Here is a 12,970-nt window from a genome sequence, read left to right on the forward strand (position 1 = left end):
CGCAAGGAAGGCAAGGACGAAATGATAAAAGCGTCCATCGATTTGCAGGACCTGAGGCGGAGACTATACGTCAAGGCGAAGGCTGAACCGTCCTGGCGTTTCTGGGGCCTATATGTCCACGTCTGCAAGGTGGAGACGCTACGCATGGCGTATGAGATGGCTAGAGAAAATGACGGCGCTCCGGGAATAGACGGAGTGACCTTCGGAGCCATCGAAGCGCAAGGCGTAGATGCTCTGCTTGAGCAGCTACGGGACGAACTGATCGGGCATACCTATCGACCACTTCCGGCGCGGAGACAGGAAATACCGAAGGACGGGAACAAAGTTCGAGTCCTTTCGATTCCGGCGATCCGCGATCGGGTGGTCCAAGGTGCGCTCAAACTCATACTCGAACCTGTCTTCGAGGCGGACTTCCAATCGGGGTCGTTTGGATACCGGCCCAAGCGGGCAGCACATGACGCGATCAAGCGAGTAGCAAAGGCAATAACGCAACGGAAGACGCGGGTCCTCGATTTTGATTTGCGAGCGTATTTCGACAATATTCGGCATGACCGGTTGTTGACGAAAGTGGCGCAGCGGATCAACGACGCGGACATCATGCACCTTCTAAAGGTTATGCTGAAAACCTCTGGCAAGAAGGGCGTTCCGCAAGGCGGAGTGATTTCACCCTTGCTCAGTAATCTCTACCTCAACGAGGTGGACAAGATGCTGGAGCGGGCGCGGGACGTCACACGCATCGGCAAGTACACCGGTGTCGACTACGCGAGATTCGCAGACGATCTGGTGATCTTGATTGACGCCCACAAACGTCGTGACTGGCTGGTTGGTGCCGTTATCAAACGGCTACGGGAGGAATTTGTCAAACTTCAGGTAGAAGTCAACGATGAGAAGAGCCGTACAGTCGACCTGGAGCGAGGCGAGAGCTTTGGCTTTCTAGGTTTCGACTTCCGCTATCTCCGCAGTCGACGTGGAGTGATGCGGCCGCATATGACGCCTAAGCTCAAGAAGCGAACGGCGATTATGCGGGAGCTCAAGGAAGTATTTCGACGGCATCGGTCGCAGCCGATTGAGAGGATAATCAACCTGATCAATCCGAAGCTCCGTGGCTGGGTGAACTACTTTGCGGTTGGGCACTCCAGTGAGTGCTTCAGCTACATCAAAGAGTGGGTAGAGAAGAAGGTCAGGCGTCATCTGACGCGGGCGCAGAAACGGAAGGGCTTCGGCTGGAGGCGGTGGAGTACATCATGGCTGTACGGTACCCTAAAGCTGTTTAATGGCTATCAGGTGACATACAACATGACGAAAGCTGCCCCAGTGTGATGAGCCCATAAACCTTAGCGCGAAGCAAATGGGTGCGCGTAGTGCGGGAAATCTGCACGCTGCGTGCGACGAGGCGGGGGCTGGAAACGTGCTCGACCAAGAGATCTGGTCGAGTGGCGCGCCAGCCCTCGACCCTACCGCAAGCCCACGACGCACGAACTGGAAGCCTTGATCGCGGCGCTGAAGGCCGAGAACGAGAAGCTCGCGCAGCGCGTGAGGCACCTTGAGGAGCAGTTGCGGCTGGAGCGGCTGCATCGCTACGCGCCACGCAGCGAGAAGCTCAAGGATCGCATCTTCAACGAAGCCGAACAGGCTTCCGCCGAAGAAGGCGCGGAACAGGACGATCTCGAACCGGCGGTCGTGCCGGATACGGGGCGGCCGGAGGGTGAGACGCCCGCGCCGAAGAAGCGCGGCCGCAAGCCTCTGCCGGCGGATCTGCCGCGCCAGCGTATCGAACATGATCTGCCCGAGGACCGGAAGGCCTGCCCGTGCTGCCGGAATCGGATGCACCGGATGGGCGAGAACGTCACCGAACAACTGCATATCGAGGTGAAGGCGACAGTGCTGCAGCACGTGCGGTTCAAGTACGCGTGCCGTCACTGCGAGCGCACTGCGCTGAACACCCCGATCGTGATCGCACCGATGCCGGCGCAGCCATTGCCGGGCAGCGTCGCCACGGCTTCGACGCTGGCGCTCGTGCTGGCCAACAAATACGTCGACGGCACGCCGCTGTATCGTCTGGCGGACGCGCTGGCACGCGCCAACGTCAGCGTCGGCCGCGGCGCCCTGGCCAATTGGGTGATCCGGTCGAGCGAATTGCACCTGCAACGCGTGTATGATGCGCTGAAGCAAACGCTCCGGTCGCAGCCTCTGATCCATGGCGACGAGACGTGGGTCAAGGTCCTCAAGGAGGACGGGCGGGATGCGCAGACCAAATCGTACATGTGGGTCTACCGCAGTGGCCAGGACAGCGCCCAGCCAGTCGTGTTGTTCGATTACCAGCCCGGTCGCGGCCAGGAGCATCCACAGGCCTTCCTGGCCAGTTGGGGCGGCCTGTTGATGAGCGACGGCTATGACGCCTGGCGCACGCTCTCCGGTGTCACTCATCTTGGCTGCATGGCGCACGCGCGCAGGAAATTTACCGACGCGCTCAAGGCGATGAAGAAGCCCGGCGGCCTCTCGTTGCAGGCACTCAGGTTCTTCGAGGCATTGTATGAGGTCGAGAGGCTGGCGCGCCAGACGCCGCCCGACGGCAAAACGCGCGCCGAATACGCCTTGCGGCTGCGCCAGCAGCACAGCGTCCCGGTCCTGGCTGCGTTCAAAAATTGGCTCGACGATCAGGCGCCGAACGTGCTGCCCGAAAGCCTGACCGGCAAGGCCATCGCCTATGCCCGCAACCAATGGGATTATCTGGCCCGCTACGCCAATGATGGCCTTGCGCCGATCGACAACAATGTTCTCGAACGCGACATCAGACCCTTTGTGACCGGAAGAAAAAACTGGTTGTTCAGCGACACCGTCGCCGGCGCAAAGGCCAGCGCGGTGATCTACAGCCTGGTGCTGACATGCCGGGCCTGTGACGTTGAGCCCTACGCCTGGCTATGTCACGTGCTCGCTGAACTGCCGCAGCGTCCGCCCGACGCCGACATCGAAGACCTGTTGCCATTCAACTTTGCCAAGCACGCAGAGACCGTCAACCCTGGCTGATCGCCTTAAAGCCAACAGGGACACTCCACCAATCAAAATCCCCGCCCTGCGCAGACGAGGAGATGATGCTGCACCGTGCGTCAAAAAGCGCGCTTACCAAGCAGGGCCATTGCACAGTGCAAAACTGGGAGCGGAGGGAGGGTTCTCTGCTCTCATCGAGATGTACCTCCTCGGTCGATGCGATACCGTGATCCGCTTTCCGCCGACCAGCGCCTTCACGCGCTATGCGCGCCTTGTCGCGCCGCGCATTATTGAGTTCGATTTGAATGATCCGACTCGTCTGATCTTGATCGATGAGCCGCTCGAGCATCACCCGATCTTATAAGTTGCATGCCCTTACACTCTCGCCGATCGTGCGGCGACTTGTGTTTGTTCTGTTGTCGCGCTGCCGCGTCTTGACGAGGGTGGCGGGCCTTTTGCCGATTGGGGCGCCTTGGCAGTCGAGGTCATCGCTCTAATTTAACTCAATGCGCCGAAACGCGCTCACCGGCGAATCTTGCCGGTTCCGGGACCACTGAGACAACGAATCCGACATACGGGGGTGGTAACGTTCGATTGGCGGGCGTTGCGGGTATCGTTGCGGGTGCGGCAGTGAGTGCCGTTGTTCTGAGATGTCTGCCCGCGCAACAGGCTGTCGTGCTTGCTGTCTTACGGTCTCGCAGATAGTCGAGTGCCCCCAATTCGATCGAGAGACGAAAGGCTGCCGAGCCGCAACCTGGGTCGTGGGACGTGACGAAGCGACTTACTTCCCGTGAGTCGAAGGCGGTCAACCAAAAAGATGCCAGCGACTGTGACGTCGGATCGTCCGGCTGACAAATGACAAACCGTGCGCTCAAGACGCATTGAAGCATTTCCAACAAACTTGGCACTGTTGCCGTAGTTGCGCTTGAGTAAGAGAAGAGACGAATTTGACAGGAGCGCACGTCCGCCGGGGACAACTTGGGGAGCTCAAAGACACGGTAAGATCCCTCGCCTGTGTGGTTGCCAGAAAGCACACGCGCTTAATGTCTTCGATCCGCTAAGCTGTTAGCGAGCGCGACACTGCGTCGCAATCGCATCGGCATTCTTCGTATTGCACTGGCCCAAATCCTGCACAGATCCAAGCGCAAGTGAGTGCGACAAGGAGAATGGAAGAAAGATGCGCTTGGACCGGCATGTCAGACAACCATGCGCTCCAATGTCGCATGTCGGAAATCGACGTCAATATCCGTTGCATGTTGGTGGGACCGGCATGCAGCAGGAAAGACTGGAATATGCTGGTGCTCAATGCGCGTCGCGACTTCGGCTCGTCGGCCGGAGATCGATTTTTGCGCTGGCACGCCAGCTCTTGCCCGCGGCAAGCTGTCGATGATGATTCATTCCCGCAAGGGGCGGTGGCTGAAGACGATGTCGAGGTCGAGCTGGCTACCGCCGGATCCGACCGCACCGCTTGACCGAACTCAAAGAGTTTGGGCGCAAGCGGCTTCTGGCATTGCGCAACAGCGCGGCCGGCTCACACTCCGTGCCGGAGGGCGCGCTGCTGACATCATCGGAAACGCCAGTCGCCGACGGACGCAATTAACATCAGTCGTGGCGGCCGAGCCTGTTGGCATCGCGGTGGCGTTCCGTCCTTTGACCTACACGCGACCTGCATGGCCACCTGGGGTAGGCATATCGCTCCAACATTCTGGGACGTCGTGGTGGGAAAGCGAAAAGCTCACCCTGCGCTCGAATGAAGCAAGTGAAACACGAGATATCGCGATCCGCGACGTAGGCCGTATGTGATCATCTGCGAATACGTGAGAAGTCATCTCTTGTTTTCGTTGGGTCTGCACCAATATTATTCCAGCGAAGGTTTGTGCGCGATCTTGTGAAGCAGCGTGAATCGAGTGAAGCGTCTTGTTCACCGTCGTGCCATGAAAAGATGTTATCTCCTGGCGGCATCCGAGTGGACACGAGATTGAGCGTGACATGCAAGACGATGTTTTGAAGTGCGAACTAAGCGCAAGCGAGGAGAGGAAGGGCGACGTCGGCGTTGTCACAGTGCATATTGCTTCCGCGGGCGAATGGCCTGGCTCGGAGGGCGAGGCGAACAATCCCGTGGTCGTACCCTTGAACGAAATCGCCCTCAGAGGAGTGTTCGAAATATCGAACATGCTTGCTAGTCCTTCGCGGCTCGAAGTCGCGCTGGCAAGCGTCATCGAACTGCTTCAATCCTCACTGCAGATGCGGCACGGTGTCGTCTCTCTCCTGGCAGACGACGACGTGGCGGAAATCGCGGTCGGCGCCGGTTGGACCGAAGGAAGCGATGAACGCTACCGCATGCGCCTGCCTCAAAAGGCGATTGATGAGATTGTGGCGACGGGGATGCCGTTCGTAGCTGAAGACGTTGCAACGCATCCAGCGTTTAGTGCTGCTGACATGGATGTGCTCGGGGCCGGCGATCACATTCGGTTATCCTTTATCGGAGTTCCCATCAGCGTCGATGGACAAGTAGTCGGCACCCTATCGATCGAGCGTGTGCCAGATACCGACTCGATGTTCCCGCTCGATTCCGATGTCCGGCTGCTCACCATGATTGCCAACCTCATCGGACAGGCGGTGAAGCTCCATCGCTTGGTGGCGCGCGACCGCAAGCGCCTCATGGCGGAGAGCTATCGATGGCAGAAGGAGCTCCTCGAATTTAAGCAACCGGCGCGAGAGCGTAAGAAGGTTCATATCGATGGTATCATCGGTACCAGTCCGGCACTACGCGGACTGCTCGACAAGATCGCGGTGGTAGCCAAGTCGAATGCCACAGTTCTGTTGCGAGGTGAGTCGGGCACCGGCAAGGAGCTGGTAGCCAAAGCTATTCACGAGTTATCTCCGCGGACTAAGCGGCCGTTCATTAAGATGAACTGCGCGGCGCTGCCTGAGACAGTGCTGGAATCCGAATTGTTCGGCCACGAAAAGGGGGCGTTTACTGGTGCCCATAATTCACGCAAGGGGCGCTTTGAGCTTGCCGACAAGGGGACGCTGTTTCTAGACGAGATCGGCGAGATCTCGGGCTCGTTTCAGGCAAAGCTGTTGCGGGTTCTTCAGGAACAAGAGTTCGAGCGGGTCGGTAGCGGCCACACTATAAAAGTTGATGTCCGCGTGATCGCTGCAACCAACAAGGACCTGGAAGGGGCGGTGGCAAAGAACGAGTTTCGCGCCGACCTTTATTATCGTATTAGCGTAGTTCCATTGCTGCTGCCCCCGTTGCGCGAAAGACGTAGTGACATTCCGCTGCTCGCCACCGAGTTTCTCAAAAATTTCAACAGCGAAAACTGTCGTACGTTAACGTTCGATCCGAGTGCCATGGACGTGCTGATGAATTGTGGTTTTCCGGGTAATGTGCGTGAACTCGAAAACTGCGTGCAACGGACCGCAACACTGGCGCCAGGGCCGTTCATCGTCAGGCGCGATTTTGCTTGCTGTCACGGTCAATGCCTCTCGGCCCTGTTGTGGAAGAGCGGATCGGATCAAACGAAGCCGCGGGCCACGGTGATCGGTGAGCTATCGGCGAAACCAGTTATACCGGCCCCTGACACAGCTGCGTCGATTGCCGTTCTAAGTCCACCTATCGAGGTCGCGCCGGCCGATGGTGCGATCGTGAGTGGTGCAAAGCTGACGGATCGCGAGCGCCTCATTGCTGCAATGGAAAAAGCTGGCTGGGTTCAGGCAAAGGCCGCGCGCCTTCTTGCACTGACGCCGCGCCAAATCGGATACGCGCTCAGGAAATATGGCATCGAAATCAAGCGTCTGTGAACAGCTCCTGGATTCGGTCTATGCTGTCAGAGGCGCGAATGTGAAGTGACGAGAGGCCTCCCACGCCCAAGAAGAAGCAGCATCGGAGATCCGGCGCGACGATGAGAAAATGCGTGTGATGGTCGAGGCCGTCAGCCGGCTGCAGGAACCGGCCAGTCCCCGGCAAGGCGGTCGGTGCAGCGAAAGCCAAGCCGGTTGACGTAAAATGCTTAGGCTCTCAGGACGTAGGCTCTCAGGACGTCAGGTACAAAATATGCGACGTGAGATAGGGGGCGTGGACGGATAACGGAGGCTGGCGATAAAACAGCCGAGGCTGTCGATTGGCCGTAATAGATACGTCCCCGAAGCGTTCGAGAAATTCCCCATAACCACGGGCTGCCGTCTGACAGAAACCGGCAAGCCGATCACGAAATCGGTGCCATCGATCGATTCGATGGAACCGTCATCAAGATAGCGCACATCGCGGTTGCGGCGCAATTCCGCGGCATTGTGTCTAACATTGCCATATTGGCCGCGCCCATTACCGTCTTCCGAAATCGGCAACGCGGGCTCGGCGGCTTAGACGCCTCGCAAAGGAGGCAATCGGCCGGCTACCGATCAAGATCGTTGAACTTCCGTTCAAGCTCCCGCCCGTGCAACTATCTGTGCAGTGGCACAGATACAGATCGAACGATACGGCCTTGAGCTGGCTCCTTGAGATGATGAGGGCAACGGCAAGGAATTTAGGCTGAGCCCCCACATGCGAGGGACTTGAACGGTCAGAATGGCAAACACGTCTTTTGCCGCGTTTGGTGGATCCTGTGTATCTCGGCGGTCGGGTGCAGGATGAAACTTCTTTGGCGGGTGCGGCCAGGAGCTTGACGAAGAGCCTCCTCTCCAGTGGTTAATTAGCAAGAGCGACATTGAAGTTTTGCGTCTGAAAGTGGCTCGTCCTGTGGCGGAGGATCAGACAACCCGCTGTGTGGTGTGCGGAAGGACGACCGCCTCTGGTGTATTCCTGCCGGCCATCAGGCCGACAGTGCAGATTGGTAGGAAGATTGAGGTCCGGGAGCTGGAAGAACGAGGGCCGCAGCCTATGCAAGGTCGCTAATAGATCCGTGCCACGGGGGGGGCGCACCACGCCACCACTGAGGCCGACACTATAATCCGGGCCACCGTCCTAGTTCGGTACGCAGACTACAAATAGCGTTGTTCGCCAGATCAAATACATTCTTTTCTCCTGTTCTCAATGAACGTTCCAGGTGGGCTCGTAGCCTGGCGCGCAGCAACGCCTCAGCATTGTGGGTCAGAAATGGATCTTTCTCTACGAAACGCCATGACTTCTCAAACGCTGCGCTAACCAAAGTATCGAGTGTGTGCTCTGGCTTGGGCGAAGTGTGATCCATGGATAGAAACTCCAACAAGATATCCTTTTTCAGCAACGACTCGCCGCTGGTCAGAGAAGGTAGGTTGAAAGCGGCGCTTGGGGCGGGGAGTACTTGCAGTCATTCAGCTCGTGAACCCATGCCTATACAGGTGCTTGTTGAAGCGATGATGACTGCTGCTGTGCAAAGCTGCTTCAGTACTTCACAAATTCGGTATTCTAGTAAAACTTGCCACGATTGGCGCCTCACGTGATGGATAAAATCTATCGTCCATCCGCAGGACGAATCTGTTAGCTTCGCCGGGTTCAGATCCCATTGGCGTCAGAGCTGCTAAGCCAACTGCTATTTCGCTATTTCTCGCCTACGTGCATAAAGGCTTCCACAAAGCGCCTCGGTAAGACCACGCGAGCGGTAGGACGTCTCTTCAAGGCCAGAAAGTCCGGCGCTTTTTCGAGAGTTCGGCGTAGGAAGAAGATCAGCGAAATGATGAAGCAGCCCGCAAAGAACGGAAATGCGCCAACCCTAGAACGGTTTCACGCGGCATCGTCTCTGTAGCCGAGGATCGCTGCAACGAAGATCGCGACCTGCTGGCTCGACGATTGGAGCGAGGTGCAGAAGCCGCGGTTCCGGGGGCGTTGAGATCTCCGATAGATAGACCGAAACGCCGCCGGCGCACGATAGCGCCGATCGGGCGCATTAGAGCGCCCATTCAGAACATACCAAACGTGCTAAGCAGCAAAGTGGTTTCATCATCCGATGCAAAGAATGCCTTCACGACAACGCTAGCACAGAAGCCGGATAGGAAGAAGTCGAACTGCTCGAAAAAAATCCGCTCGTCGCACGATAGTCGCACCGCCCGGGAAATCGAGGTCGACATGGTCGTAGAAGTGGCTGTCCTCGGTTGCGGGCGTGAGCTTGACCACCGCGTCAGGAAAATCCTCAAGAGGGACCGAAACGTCATGGTCAATCGGCCTGCCACCAATCGGATCGCAGAATTGATCAAACAGACACGCCGCGACGATGGAAACCTTTAGCCAATCTTCTTGCAGGGAAGCGCGAATAGTGGGGACCGCTAACACCAGTAACAGGATCAGTCCGCCGAAGGCCAGGGTAATGGATTCGGAATAGGCACGAGAAGCAGCCAGCGCTGCCATTGGACGAGACAGATGCGGTCTATAAATCTCAAGTAACGACCATATGGTGTCCGCAACGCCCTTGCGCATACCCGGGCGGAAACGAAAAGACAGCTCGCAGTCCGACAGGAAGTGCCGGATAGCGGTCCTCCGGTTCGGCGGTATAGTCTGACTCACGTGGATCTTTCACTTCTACTATGTGCGTGTGCCTGGGATGTTCAGGCGCGTCTTTCTGAGGTCCGACGGCAACCTCCAAGTCGGTAGCCGGATATCTCAAGAGGCCGCTGCCACTTGGCGCAGCAGAGGCCAGCGCGAGGCTGACATATCCACTGCTGCGGAAGGCGCCTGCGGCCGAGTGATTGTCGCGACTTCAGCTCACATGTCCGCTTAGGATTGCGAAAGCCGAGCAAAACGACCGGAGTTCGTCTTTGGAAAAGTCGAACAGTACGGATGGATCCATGCTGGTCGCAAGGACGATCGATCGCCGGTGCCCACCCGAAAGTCGCTCGAGCCGCAGTTTGTTCGAGCGCCGTATCTTATGAGCTGCATCGAAACAAATGACGTTCTGACTAGCCATAACTTGCTCCCGTTATCTGATGTGGATCCTGCTCTCGAAATCGGCGAGCAGATTCGGCTGCCCACATAGGGGGAAAGTGTGGCGCCTTTGCGCGGATGCTGAAGTGATAGATCGGCAACACCTGACATCTGTCGCAGGTGCGTCAACTTCCGTCAGTAAAAAACGACGGGTACGGCGTGGTCGAAAGCTGAGGTCGGTGGGAAACTGAAGCAAACGGTATTCTTGGCAGGCATAGGGCGCGAGCTTGCGGAATGATCTAATCGCAACAGGCGAGCAGGATCTAAAATCGGCTCAGCGTGACGCATCACATTGCCTGGGTCATCGATGGATCGCACAAACGACACTGCCGCGTGCCTTGGATTTGAACGCCGGAAGGAGGGCGAGCCGCAGACCCACAACGGGTCGGAATCGGCAGTCGATAGGTTGCCGAAGACGGTGCAAAACGATCCGCCTTCCGAGATCCAGCTTGCTGGAAGTTCCTTTCAAGCGCGCCATCGCGTGAGAGTTGCTCATGGAGCGGCCACACGCGCGGGCGAGGCACATGAACTGCGGTGAAGCAATCCAAGTTCCGTCAATTGCTGAAGTTTTGGTCGCCTGATCGGGAATCAAGATCTCTGAGTACATTATGCTGAATCTTGCCTAACGCCGTTCGCGGCAATTCTTCCGTGAAAATGATTTCGCGGGGCACTTTGAAACGCGCGAGATGCGATTGCGCATGCGTTACGAGAGCTTCGGCGTTCGTCCCGGCTCCGGGGCGCGCGATCACATAAGCGACCGGTACCTCGTCCCATAAAGGATCCGGCCGGCCAATGACCGCGCACTCTGCAACGTCAGTATGCTCGAGGAGTACACGCTCGACCTCCGCCGGATAGATGTTTTCTCCGCCGGAAATAATCAGGTTCTTCTTGCGGTCATGAACCCAAAAATAGCCGTCGCGATCACGAGAGGCGATGTCGCCAGTGCGATACCAGCCGTCATGCATCGCCTCGCGCGTGGCTGCTTGATTGTCCCAATACGCGTGCAATACGTTTGGGCCTCGCACGGCGATCTCACCCGGCGTCCCCGCGGGCAACTCGTTACCGGCATCGTCTATCACGATCGCTTCACAGCACAGTCCGGGTAGGCCGGTCGACCCCTGCCGCGAAAGGTCACCGCCGAGCCTCGTATAGATCGCAATGGGGCTCGTTTCCGTAGAGCCGTAGACATGCAGCACGGGCACCCGGCGCGCAGCCAAGCGATCGATCAAGTGTTGCGGCACAATCGTTGAACCCACCGAGACCGCTTTCAGCGACGACAGATCGGCCGTCGACCACCTAAGGTCGCCAGTCAAGGTTTGAATGATCGCAGGCACCAAGGCGGTCAAAGTCGGCCGATCATGCGCGAGTGCGGTAAAGGTGGCGTCAGTCGTAAACCGTGAACAAATGCTAACGGTCGCGCCAAGATGCAATGCCGGCGTCGTCTGAATGTTGAGCCCGCCGACGTGAAAAAGTGGCAGTACTGTCAGCACATGATCGTCGGATGTGAGGTCGTGCATATGCTGACTCATCACGCCGTTCCAAAACAAGGCTTCTTGGCTCAGAATTGCTCCCTTTGGCCGGCCCGTGGTCCCTGAAGTATAGACGATCAGAAGCGGGTCGGTCATGTCCGCGTTGGGGTTGTAGTTCTCTCGCTGTATCTGCTCCAACAAGCCCTCCCATGTGCGCGTGCCGGAAGACGCAAAGTCGAAGCCCACGGTCGTTACCTGGGGCAGTGTCGCTGCTAGAATCGGCAGGAGTCCTTCAAAAGCCTGCTCGGTGAGCAGAAGCTTGGCCCCTGCGTCGGCTAAGATGAAAAGCTGCTCGGTAACCGCCAACCGCCAATTCAAGGGCACCAATATCGCCCCGAGTCGCGCGCAAGCGTAGAGGAGAACGAGGTAATCAGGGCGGTTGAGGCTGAGGAGAGCAACGCGATCGCCTCTGTTGACCCCGAGCTCATTTTTCATGGCACGTGCTGCGCGGTCGATGCGTCGATTAAGGTCGGCGTAACTTAATGTCTCGCCTTCGAAATGGATCGCAGGCTTGTTAGGAGCGAACGCAGCGTTGCGCTCAATCAGTGAGCAGAGATCCACTATTCTTGATCCTCTCTTGGGTCCTTACAGGGCTCTCAGCCGAGTTGTCCGAATCAGCGTTTGTCGTCGCCCATTTGAAGGTTGTGACTGTGTTTCACGCTTGAGAGGCCGATGTAGCCAAACGGACAAGACGTCAGGGTCATTCAACACTGGCTGCACCGACATCGCCGGGACCTTGGCGCGCAAGGCTCCGTATAACTCAGGCCGCCGCAAGCGCGGGCTCGGCACCGGACGCGTTCGGCATTGTTGTGGGAGGCGACCGGCTCGCATTTTCGTACCACTGGTGCGTCACAGCTCAGCACGACAACTGCGGTATCACACTCAACTCGAGATCACGGAAGCTGGTGTAATTCTGCCGAATCCATTGATGCAGTTCGCTTGAGGAATCCTTTTCATGGCGTAGATAGCCGGTGAAAGACAAACCTAATCGGCAGATAAAGGCGTTCAGAAATGCCGGCAGTGCCGCGAAGCGGAGCACGCGGCCCCGCTTCATGGCCTCGAATAGTTCGCCGCGGACAACGAACTCGTTATGGACGGTGATCAGTATCTGCGGCGGAACCTGCCACCGTAGCATCTCATGGGCGCGCGTAGAGACACGGTCGATGTCAGGCATGAATAGGACGATTGGCACGACGTTGTGCAATATCGCCTCGCTCAAGAAGTCAATCTCACCGCACATTTTGAAGAACTCGTCGAAGGCGTGGAAGCCGAGGTCGATCACCTTTGCCACGCTATCGTTGAGGATCAGTCGATCAACTAGCTGCATCTTGCCATAGGTATCCATGATATCCGCTGTCTCAGTGACAGTGGGGAGGTAGTCGAGCAACGACGGCTCCTTCAAGTTGAGGTCGAAGGAGAGCACTGTACCGTTCTTCAGTAGCAAGAACTCGCTCAAGAGCCGCGCGACCAGGGTCTTGCCGACCTGCGGGCTCGCAGAGCAGATGATGTAGACCGGGGTTACCAAAACTGCGATCCAGCGTTGCATAAGTCCTCG

At 57.6% G+C, this 12,970-nt stretch carries 9 protein-coding genes and 2 pseudogenes; 6 read left to right on the forward strand and 5 right to left on the reverse strand.

Annotation, left to right across the window (positions count from 1 at the left end):
* Positions 1-144: 144 nt before the first annotated feature.
* From ltrA to nifA, 6 genes and pseudogenes are all read left to right on the forward strand, one after another.
* Entirely contained in the window at positions 145-1,320 is a 1,176-nt protein-coding gene (gene ltrA / locus NLM32_RS09930; RefSeq protein WP_254128553.1) for a group II intron reverse transcriptase/maturase, read from the forward strand.
* A 105-nt stretch (positions 1,321-1,425) separates the two neighbouring features.
* Complete coding sequence (locus NLM32_RS09935) at positions 1,426-3,027, forward strand: IS66 family transposase (RefSeq protein WP_375143636.1); 1,602 nt, start codon at positions 1,426-1,428, stop codon at positions 3,025-3,027.
* Positions 3,028-3,115: 88 nt separating this feature from the next.
* A pseudogene (locus NLM32_RS09940) lies at positions 3,116-3,352 on the forward strand (nodulation protein NodZ); the annotation flags it as partial.
* A gap of 859 nt (positions 3,353-4,211) precedes the next feature.
* Positions 4,212-4,460, forward strand: coding sequence for a hypothetical protein (locus NLM32_RS09945; RefSeq protein ID WP_254128842.1), 249 nt, complete (start codon positions 4,212-4,214; stop codon positions 4,458-4,460).
* A complete protein-coding gene (locus NLM32_RS45780; RefSeq protein WP_256568234.1) occupies positions 4,457-4,588 on the forward strand; it encodes a hypothetical protein in 132 nt (43 codons plus the stop codon). Before NLM32_RS09945 ends, NLM32_RS45780 begins: the two co-directional genes overlap by 4 nt.
* A gap of 389 nt (positions 4,589-4,977) precedes the next feature.
* Positions 4,978-6,795, forward strand: a complete 1,818-nt coding sequence (gene nifA, locus NLM32_RS09950) for a nif-specific transcriptional activator NifA (protein WP_254128843.1) — start codon at positions 4,978-4,980, stop codon at positions 6,793-6,795.
* 240 nt (positions 6,796-7,035) lie between these two features.
* Here the strand turns inward: nifA and NLM32_RS09955 are convergent, their stop codons facing one another.
* The 5 genes and pseudogenes from NLM32_RS09955 to NLM32_RS09980 form a co-directional block, all read right to left on the reverse strand.
* On the reverse strand, positions 7,036-7,338 hold the full coding sequence (locus NLM32_RS09955; protein ID WP_254128844.1) for a hypothetical protein: 303 nt from the start codon (positions 7,336-7,338) through the stop codon (positions 7,036-7,038).
* Between the two features lie 596 nt (positions 7,339-7,934).
* Positions 7,935-8,180 (reverse strand): hypothetical protein, encoded by a 246-nt coding sequence (locus tag NLM32_RS09960; protein ID WP_254128845.1) that lies wholly within the window; start codon positions 8,178-8,180, stop codon positions 7,935-7,937.
* Positions 8,181-8,557: 377 nt separating this feature from the next.
* Positions 8,558-9,002: pseudogene (locus tag NLM32_RS09965) on the reverse strand (MFS transporter); the annotation flags it as partial.
* Positions 9,003-10,440: 1,438 nt separating this feature from the next.
* Positions 10,441-11,976 (reverse strand): class I adenylate-forming enzyme family protein, encoded by a 1,536-nt coding sequence (locus NLM32_RS09975; RefSeq protein ID WP_254128847.1) that lies wholly within the window; start codon positions 11,974-11,976, stop codon positions 10,441-10,443.
* A 295-nt stretch (positions 11,977-12,271) separates the two neighbouring features.
* Positions 12,272-12,961, reverse strand: a complete 690-nt coding sequence (locus tag NLM32_RS09980; protein WP_254128848.1) for a hypothetical protein — start codon at positions 12,959-12,961, stop codon at positions 12,272-12,274.
* Positions 12,962-12,970: the final 9 nt, after the last annotated feature.

The organism is Bradyrhizobium sp. CCGUVB14 (genome assembly GCF_024199935.1).
Classification (GTDB): Bacteria; Pseudomonadota; Alphaproteobacteria; order Rhizobiales; family Xanthobacteraceae; genus Bradyrhizobium.